Source organism: Acidaminococcus sp. CAG:542 (genome assembly GCF_000437815.1).
GTDB lineage: Bacteria > Bacillota > Negativicutes > Acidaminococcales > Acidaminococcaceae > Acidaminococcus.
The window spans coordinates 1-8,480 of record NZ_FR902028.1 but is presented as its reverse complement, the minus strand read 5'-3'; the positions used below and the strand labels follow the sequence as shown (position 1 = coordinate 8,480).

7 protein-coding genes are annotated in these 8,480 nt (G+C 58.9%); all 7 read left to right on the top strand.

The window, feature by feature from the left end:
• The first annotated feature begins 101 nt into the window (after positions 1-101).
• The 7 genes from QVO43_RS01585 (at position 102) to pflB (ending at position 8,442) form a co-directional block, all read left to right on the top strand.
• Positions 102-1,583: a Y-family DNA polymerase gene (locus QVO43_RS01585; protein ID WP_022486865.1), complete on the top strand. Its 1,482-nt coding sequence runs from the start codon at positions 102-104 to the stop codon at positions 1,581-1,583.
• Positions 1,580-1,783 (top strand): hypothetical protein, encoded by a 204-nt coding sequence (locus QVO43_RS01580; RefSeq protein WP_022486864.1) that lies wholly within the window; start codon positions 1,580-1,582, stop codon positions 1,781-1,783. The genes QVO43_RS01585 and QVO43_RS01580 overlap by 4 nt, the downstream gene beginning before the upstream one ends.
• Before the next feature lie 115 nt (positions 1,784-1,898).
• Entirely contained in the window at positions 1,899-2,825 is a 927-nt protein-coding gene (gene argC / locus QVO43_RS01575; RefSeq protein ID WP_022486863.1) for an N-acetyl-gamma-glutamyl-phosphate reductase, read from the top strand.
• A 249-nt stretch (positions 2,826-3,074) separates the two neighbouring features.
• A complete protein-coding gene (locus tag QVO43_RS01570) occupies positions 3,075-4,463 on the top strand; it encodes a 3-hydroxyacyl-CoA dehydrogenase NAD-binding domain-containing protein (RefSeq protein ID WP_022486862.1) in 1,389 nt (462 codons plus the stop codon).
• Positions 4,460-5,152, top strand: coding sequence for a Crp/Fnr family transcriptional regulator (locus QVO43_RS01565; RefSeq protein WP_022486861.1), 693 nt, complete (start codon positions 4,460-4,462; stop codon positions 5,150-5,152). The genes QVO43_RS01570 and QVO43_RS01565 overlap by 4 nt, the downstream gene beginning before the upstream one ends.
• Positions 5,153-5,256: 104 nt before the next feature.
• Positions 5,257-5,988: a pyruvate formate-lyase-activating protein gene (pflA, locus tag QVO43_RS01560; protein WP_022486860.1), complete on the top strand. Its 732-nt coding sequence runs from the start codon at positions 5,257-5,259 to the stop codon at positions 5,986-5,988.
• A gap of 174 nt (positions 5,989-6,162) precedes the next feature.
• Entirely contained in the window at positions 6,163-8,442 is a 2,280-nt protein-coding gene (pflB, locus tag QVO43_RS01555) for a formate C-acetyltransferase (RefSeq protein ID WP_022486859.1), read from the top strand.
• The last annotated feature ends 38 nt before the right edge of the window (positions 8,443-8,480 follow it).

The following is an 8,480-nucleotide window of genomic DNA, read 5'->3' as shown; positions in this document are numbered from 1 at the left end:
CTGCTCACCGCAGCAGCCCCTTTCTCTTGCCTCTTTTCCCCATTTGTGCTATGATAATAGCAAACAAACGTTTAGTAAAACAAACGAAAGCGGGGAGAGTCATGGAACAGCGAATCTATGGGGCCATTGATCTGAAATCTTTCTATGCCTCGGTGGAGTGTGTGGAGCGGGGACTGGATCCTCTGGATGCCTGTCTGGTGGTGGCGGACCGGAGCCGGTCGGACCGGACCATCTGTCTGGCGGTGTCCCCGGCTTTGAAGCACTGGGGGATCCCGGGCCGTCCCCGGCTGTTCGAAGTGATCCGCCAGGTGGAAGAAATGAACACCCTCCGTCGGGGATGGCTCCGGGGCCGCTCTTTTTCAGGGAAATCCTTTCTGGCCTCCCAACTGGGCCGGGACCGGACCCTGGAGGTGGATTACATCACCGCCATGCCCCACATGCAGCGGTACATGGAAAAAAGCGCCCAGGTGCTCCAGGTGTACCTCCAGTTCATGGCCCCGGAGGACATCCACGTGTATTCTGTGGACGAAGTGCTCCTGGACCTGACCCCTTATCTGAAATCCGGAGGCTGGACTCCTTACGGCCTGATCCGGGAGATGATCCGCCAGGTGCTGAAGGAAACGGGAATCACCGCCACTGCCGGCATCGGCACCAACCTGTATCTGTGCAAGGTGGCCATGGACATTGTGGCCAAGCACATGGAACCGGACCGGGACGGGGTGAGGATCGCTTCCCTGACGGAAAAGACCTACCGGCAGCTGCTGTGGGACCACTGCCCTCTCACGGATTTCTGGCGGATCGGGCCGGGGATCACCCGGAAACTCCAGCGGTACGGCATGTACACCATGGGGGCGGTGGCCCGGATGTCCCTGGAAGATCCGGACCTGTTGTACCATCTGTTCGGGGTGAATGCGGAACTGCTCATCGACCATGCCTGGGGTTGGGAGCCCTGTACCCTGAAGGATATCAGGGCCTATGAGCCCCTGAGCAGCAGCCTGGGGTCCGGCCAGGTGCTCCAGCAGCCTGCCACTGCGGAAACGGCCCGGCTGCTGCTGTGGGAGATGGCGGACCTTTTGGCCCTGGACCTGGTGAAGAAGCACCGGGTGACGGACCAGCTGGTGCTGACCCTGGGTTACGACCGGTGCAATCTGGAAGACCCGGAGCGGCGCCGGTCCTATCGGGGAAAGGTGGCAGCGGACCATTTCGGCCGGCCGGTGCCCGTCCACGGCCACGGGTCCCGGAACCTGCCGGGCGGGTACACCGCTTCAGGACAGGTGATCAGGGAGGCGGCCCTGGGGCTTTTCCACCAGGTGGCCGATCCCCAGCTGCTGATCCGGAAGATCTCCCTTACCGCGGAACATGTGAAGGCCCCGGAGGCCCTGCGGTTGCTGGGGGCCGAAACGGACCTGTTTGCCCGGGAAGAGGCACCGGTGTACGCCCGGGGCCGGGAGGAGGAACTCCAGGAAACCATCCTGGCCATCCAGGACCGGTACGGGAAGAACGCCCTGCTCCGGGGGAGCAACCTGCTGCCCGGGGCCATGACCCGGGAGCGGAACGGTCAGGTGGGAGGACACCGGGCATGAAGCAGTATGAAGATATGCTGGATCTGCCCCGGCCCAGGATCTCCGGCCATCCCCGGATGGACCGGAAGAAGCGGGCGGCCCAGTTTGCCCCTTTTGCGGCCTTGAACGGTTATGAGGAACTGGTGGAAAAGGCCCTCCGGCGCCATGAGGCGGCGGTGGAGGCCCAGGTGGAACGGATCCGGGACCCGGAAAAACTATAATGTATTTTTATGCATAAAATGCAAATAAAAAATCTGTCCCTACGGCTCCATCTGTGTTATAATGTTCCTATTCTATAAAGGCTGGGCCCAGTGCACCAGTGAATGAGGGGTGGTCATGATGTTTAAAGTATTTATCGATGGCGGCGAAGGAACGACCGGCCTGCGGCTGGCCCAGCGGCTGAAACAGCGGACGGATATCGAACTGCTCACCATCAGTTCGGACCTGCGGAAGAACCTGGATGCCCGGCTGGAAAAGATCGACCAGGCGGACGTGGCCTTTCTGTGCCTGCCCGATGCCGCGTCCCGGGAAGTAGCGGCAGCCGCCAAGGACTGCGACACCAAGATCATCGACACCTCCACGGCCTTCCGGTGCGACCCGGCCTGGGCCTACGGGTTCCCGGAACTGGGACCCTCCTACCTCCATGCCATCCAGGAGAGCAGCCGGATCTCCAACCCGGGCTGCCATGCCACCGGCTCCATTGCCGTGCTGGCGCCCCTGGTGAAGGCCGGGTTCATTGCTCCGGACGGGCTCTATACCCTTACTTCCCTGACCGGGTATTCCGGCGGGGGCAAGAAGATGATCGCTTCTTACGAAAATCTCCATGACAAGGAACTGGATGCTCCCCGGATCTACGGGCTGAACCAGCAGCACAAACATCTGCCGGAAATCCTGAAATATGCCGGACTGGAACAGTCTCCCATTTTCCTGCCCATTGTGGCGCCCTATTATGCAGGCATGCTGGTGACCGCCGGGTTCCAGATGCCCCAGGACCTGAGCCTGGCAGCGGTACGGAAGATGTATGCGGATTTCTACAGGGACCAGGCCTTCATCACAGTGGTCCAGAACGAGGAACTGCCCAAGATGCTGGGGTCCAACACCCTGGCCGGGAAGGATTCCCTGCGGATCTATGTGTGCGGCAACGAGGACCGGTTCACCGTGTCCGCCCAGTTCGACAACCTGGGGAAAGGGGCCAGCGGTGCAGCCATCGAAAACATGAACATCGCCATGGGCCTGGATCCGGAAACGGGATTGGAATTGTAAGGTGCTGCGGAGCAGCACCAGCTGGCAGTCACGAGTCATCAGTCACTGGCCGAAAGAGAGAACCCGTCCTTTGGGCCGGGTTCTTTTCATGCAGGGGGACGAAAATTTTGCGGGCGGCCGGGCCTGCCGCCCCTACGGAACCGGAAGCAAAACGGAACTGTGGGGCAGACAGGGAAAATACAGATCCACAGGGATGCCGTAGGGGGCGCAGGCCCGGCGCCCCGCCAACATACACAAGGAGGAACACCCATGGAATATTGGGATATCTACGACAGCAACAAACAGGTCACCGGCCGGAAAATGGTCCGGAACGACTGGCATATGAAACCGGGGGACTACCATCTGACGGTGCTGGCCCTGATCCGGGACGAACAGGGGAGGATCCTGATCACCCAGCGGAAGGCGGACAAGGAATGGGCTGCCCTGAAATGGGAAATCCCCGGAGGCGGCGTCCGGGCCGGGGAAACCTCCCGGCAGGCGGTGCTCCGGGAAGTGGGGGAGGAAACCGGGCTCCATTTTGCCCCGGAAGAGGCCCGGTGCATCCACACCTACCGCAGCGACAGCCCGGAGGAACAGAACAATTATTTTGTGGATATTTATGAATTTCGAGGAGATTTTACCCGGGACCAGGTAAAGATCCAGGAAGACGAAGTGGAAAGCTTCCAGCTGGCCACCCCTGCCCAGATCCGGGAACTGGGAAAACAGGATGATTTCCTCCACTATCACAGAATCGAGGGATTGCTGACTATGGACATCAAAAAAATCACCATTGCAGGAGCAGGGACCATGGGGTATTCCATGGCGGATATTTTTGCCCGGAACGGGTATGAAGTGACCTTGTGGAACCACCGGCAGCCCACCCTGGACAAGGCCAGGACGAAGATCTCGGCGGGTGCGGCGGACAAGATCACCTATACCACCAGTATGGACGCCTTCCGGGGCCGGGACCTGATCGTGGAATCCATTGTGGAGGACATGGAGGCCAAACTGGCTTTTTACCGGGAAATGAGCCCCCTGGCAGATCCGGAAACCATCATTGCCACCAACACTTCCGGCCTGTCCATCAACAAACTGGCGGCAGCGGTCACCGGGCCGGACCGGTTCCTGGGGATGCACTGGTTCAATCCGCCCACCCTGATCCCCCTTATCGAAATCATCAAAAATGAGGAGACCCGGCCGGATGTGGCCAAAACCATCTATGACCTGTCCCTGGCCATCGGGAAGAAACCGGCCCTGGTGGAAAAGGATGTACCCGGGTTTGCCGCCAACCGGATCCAGCTGGCCGTGCTCCGGGAAGCCCTGGCTCTGGTCCGGGACGGAGTGGTCAGCGTGGAAGGGGCCGATGCGGTGATGAAATACGGCCTGGGCTTTAGGTGGGCCTGCCTGGGGCCCCTGGAAACCGTGGATTTCGGAGGCCTGGACGTGTTCTGCCACATCAGCGAATACCTGATGCCGGATCTGGAAGATTCCCATGAAGTGCCCGCCCTGCTGAAGGAAAAGGTGGAAGCCGGGGATTACGGGGTGAAGACCGGGAAAGGCTTCTATGACTATGCCGGGGACAAGGCCCGGGAAGCCACTGCCGCCCGGGACAAAAAGCTCCAGGCGGTGTATGACGCACTTTACGGAGGAAAGGCATGACAGGCCCCGTCCCCGCCCACTGCAAGGCCTGCCGGGGAGAATGCCTGAAGAGTGTGGAGTTCCTGGTGGGGCTGCCTCCGGAAAAGGTGACCACCCTGCTCCGCCGGTCGGTACGGCTGCAATTGGCCAAGGGGGAGTACCTGTTCCACGAAGGGGAGCCCTGTGATGCCATCTACATCATCCACCAGGGCCGGGTGAAACTGTGCACCTACGACCAGGACGGCCTGGAACGGATCGCCGGGATCTTTGTGGAGCATGATACCATCTGGGAAGGGGTGCTGGTGCCGGACAGCCGGTATTCCGCCTCGGCCATTGCCATGACGGGGGTGGAGTGCTGCAAACTGGCCCGGAAGGATTTCGAGGAGGCCATCCAGGAACCGGAAGTGGCCATGCGGATCATCGCCCTTTTGAGCAAGAAGCTCCACGACGCCAACCGGCGGAACCTTTTAAAAAGCATCGCCGACCCCAAGGAACGGGTGGCCGGGCTGCTGCTGTACCGGTACCGGCGGCAGACCAGCGACACCATCACCATGCGCCTGGAGGAAATGGCCGGCAGCCTGGCTCTCCGGCCGGAAACCATCAGCCGGAAGCTGAAGGAACTGGAACGGGAAGGGTACGTAAAAAAGACCGGCCAGAGCAGCATCAAGGTCCTGGATCCGGACCGGCTGATGGAGCTGGGGAATTATTGACCCAAATCAAGGAACCTTTTTGCAAAAACACATACAATGAGACCCATCAAGAGGCGTACGAACTGTGACCCCTTTGATGGGGTCTTTTTTTATCAGGAGGTATTATGATCCAGGGACGTATCCATTCCATCGAAACCTTCGGGTCCGTGGACGGGCCCGGAACCCGTTTCATCATCTTTGTCCAGGGCTGCAACATGCGCTGCCTGTACTGCCACAATGTGGACACCTGGAAATGCGGCCAGGGGGGCCAGCTGAAAACCGCTGACGAACTGCTGGACCAGGCGGAACGCTACCGGCCCTACTGGGGTCCGGAAGGGGGCATCACCGTCAGCGGAGGGGAACCTCTGCTCCAGATGGATTTTCTGCTGGACCTGTTCCGGAAGGCCAAAGCCCGGGGCATCGGCACCTGCATCGACACTGCCGGCCAGCCCTTTACCCGGAAGGAACCTTTCTTCAGCCAGTTTCAACAGCTGATGGAAGTGACGGATGTGCTGCTGCTGGATGTGAAGCACATCGACCCGGAAGCCCATAAAAAGCTCACCGGCCAGCCCAATGACAACATCCTGGACCTGTTCCGGTATCTGTCGGAAATCCAAAAGCCCATCTGGGTCCGGCAGGTGCTGGTGCCCGGGTGGACCGACGATCCAGGGTCTCTGCAGCGGACCCGGGAATTCCTGGACACCCTTACCAACATCCAGCGGGTGGAAGTGCTGCCCTACCACAACATGGGCCTGTACAAATGGGAACAGCTGGGGATCCCCAACAAGCTGAAGGACGTAAAGCCCCCCACCCAGGAAGAAGTGGACAAGGCCCGGAAAATCCTGGGAGCCGTGTAAGGGCTGTCACTGTCGGAAGGAAGGAACCCGGGCACGGGTTCTCTGGACGATGAATAAATATAAAATAAGTTAGTCTAAGCAAACTTGATTCCAGTCAAGGTTTTAAAATGGAAAAACGGCTAAGATTAAGCCATGAAAAACGAACCAACGGGAACTCAAAAAGGAGGATCTGTAATGAACAGCATCAATCAGAATGTTGCATGGAGAGGTTTTAAAGGCGTGAAATGGACGGACGATGTGGATGTCCGGGATTTCATCCAGAACAACTATACCCCTTATGACGGGGACGAAAGCTTCCTGGCAGGGCCTACGGAAGCCACCAACAAACTGTGGGGCAGAGTCCAGGAACTCCAGAAGGAAGAACGGGCCAAAGGCGGTGTATTGGACTGCGAAACGGAAGTGGTCTCCAGCCTGACGGCTTACGGCCCCGGCTACATCGATGAATCCATGAAAGATCTGGAACAGGTGGTGGGCCTCCAGACCGACAAGCCTCTGAAACGGGCCTTCATGCCCTACGGCGGCATCAAAATGGCGGAAGAAGCTGCGGAAACCTACGGGTACAAGGTGAACCCCAAGTTCCACAAAATCTTCACCGAATACCACAAGACCCACAACCAGGCTGTATTCGATGCCTACACCGCTGAAATGCGGAAAGCCCGCCACAGCCATATCGTAACCGGTCTGCCTGATACCTACGGCCGGGGCCGGATCGTAGGGGACTACCGGAGAGTGGCTCTTTACGGCATCGACTTCCTGATCAACAAGAAAAGCGAAGACCTGGACAACTGCGGCTGCGGGGTTATGACCGACGACATCATCCGGCAGCGGGAAGAACTGGCGGAACAGATCCGGGCTCTGAAACAGATGAAGGAAATGGCCAAAGTCTACGGCTATGACATTTCCGCTCCTGCCAAGAACGCCAAGGAAGCCGTCCAGTGGCTGTACTTCGGCTATCTGGCTGCAGTAAAGACCCAGAACGGGGCTGCCATGAGCGTGGGCCGCATCTCCACCTTCCTGGATATCTACATCAGCCGTGACCTGGCCGAAGGGACCCTCACCGAAGAGGCGGCCCAGGAACTGATCGACCACCTGACCCTGAAATTCCGCATGGTGAAATTCGCCCGGATCCCCTCCTACAACCAGCTGTTCTCCGGCGACCCGGTATGGGCCACCCTGGAAATGGCCGGTATCGGCATGGACGGCCGGCACATGGTCACCCGGAACGACTACCGGTTCCTCCACACCCTGGAAAACATGGGACCTTCTCCTGAACCCAACCTGACGGTGCTGTATTCTTCCGCACTGCCGGACAACTTCAAGAAATACGCCGCCCACATTTCCATCACCACTTCTTCCATCCAGTACGAAAACGACGATGTGATGAAGCCGGTATGGGGCGATGACTACAGCATCTGCTGCTGCGTATCCGCCACCCAGACCGGGAAGGAAATGCAGTTCTTCGGGGCACGGGCCAACCTGGGCAAATGCCTGCTGTACGCCATCAACGGGGGCAAGGATGAAAAGTTCCTGACCAAAGACGGCAAACACATGCAGGTGGGGCCGGAATATGCTCCCATCACCTCCGACGTGCTGGACTACGGCGAAGTGATGCACAAATTCGACCTGATGATGGACTGGCTGGCCGGGCTGTACGTGAACATCCTGAACCTGATCCAGTACATGCATGACAAATACTACTATGAAGCGGCAGAAATGGCCCTCATCGACACCGATGTGCGCCGGACCTTTGCCACCGGCATCGCAGGCTTCTCCCATGTGGTGGATTCCCTGTGCGCCATCAAATACGCCAAAGTTTCCACGGTCCGGGATGAATCCGGCCTGGTGGTGGACTACAAGATCGAAGGGGACTTCCCCAAATACGGCAACGATGATCCCCGGGCGGATGAAATCGCTGTATGGCTGCTGAAGACCTTCATGACCAAGCTGCGGAAACACCACACCTACCGGAATTCCGAAGCCACCACTTCCATCCTGACCATCACTTCCAACGTGGTGTACGGCGGCGCCACCGGTGCCCTGCCTGACGGACGGAAAGCCTACACCCCGTTCGCTCCCGGTGCCAACCCGGCCTACGGCGCAGAACAGAACGGCCTCCTGGCTTCCCTGAACTCTGTGGCCAAGCTGCCTTACGAATATGCTCTGGACGGGATCTCCAACACCCAGACCATCGCTCCGGAAACCCTGGGCCACAATGAAGAAGAACAGAAAGCCACCCTGGTACGGGTGATGGACGGCTACTTCGACCAGGGAGCCCACCACCTGAACGTGAACGTGTTCGGCGTGGACAAGCTGATCGACTGCATGGAACATCCGGAAAAACCGGAATATGCCAACTTCACCATCCGGGTATCCGGCTACGCGGTGAAATTCATCGACCTGACCAGAGAACAGCAGCTGGACGTAATCGCCCGCCGCGCTCATCAGAAGATGTAATGTTTTAGTAAGAAGGGGCTGTTGCATGAGCAACAGCC